This is a genomic window from Brenneria alni, from assembly GCF_003666245.1.
Lineage (GTDB): Bacteria > Pseudomonadota > Gammaproteobacteria > Enterobacterales > Enterobacteriaceae > Brenneria > Brenneria alni.
In genome coordinates this window covers 1-743 of sequence record NZ_MJLZ01000118.1, presented here as the reverse complement: position 1 = coordinate 743, position 743 = coordinate 1, and the positions used below count along the sequence as shown (strand labels likewise).

Annotated in this window: 1 protein-coding gene; it reads right to left on the bottom strand. The window is 68.5% G+C overall.

Features of this window, described 5'->3' with window-relative positions; translation table 11 throughout:
• The coding region (locus BIY29_RS19930) for an RHS repeat domain-containing protein (RefSeq protein WP_147437198.1) at positions 1–743 on the bottom strand (743 nt) is incomplete at both ends.

Here is a 743-nt window from a genome sequence, read left to right as displayed (position 1 = left end):
TCGCTGCACAGCTCCCGCGCCGTACCCGCCACGTCCGTCACGATATAGTGCAGCCGCGTCGCCTCTCCTTTCGCCTCCACCTGCGCCAGCGGCCGGTAGCTCCCCGGCTCATACACCCACTGCACTTCCCGCGCCGCCGTACCGTCCGCCAGACAGTGCCGCTGCACCGCCAGTTGGTCTCCGTCCCAGCGATACTCCACCCGCGCCACCGTCCGGGCCGTGGGCAACTGCCCTTCCCGCGCCTTGCTGATGCGCCGTCCGAACGCGTCATAACGGTAGCGCCAGCGCTCTCCGTCCGGCAACAACACACGCACCAGCCGGTCCTGCGCATCCCACTCAAAATGCGTCTCCCGTGGCCGAAAACCAGGACGCTCTTCCCGTTTATACACCCGCCGCCCGCAGTCGTCATAGCGGTAGACCGTGTGCCCGCGCCGTGTCACCCGCCCCGCCTCGTCATGGCGGGACTGCGACTCCACCACCGCGTCCTTCACCCTCAACGGCCGTTCCCCCTGCGGCGCTATGCCCGCTATCTCGCACAGGTTCTGTTCGCTGTCGTAGCCGAACAGCCTCCCCTGCCGCCAGCGCCCGCTCCGCCGCTCCGCCGTCACCTGACCCACCCCGTTCAGCCTGAACGCCTGGTCGCCCCAGTGGCTGTCGCTGATACCCGTCAGACGGTCCAGCGCGTCGTACTGATAACCGCGCTCCAGCACATCACTGACCCGACCGTCCGACCCCTCCAGCGC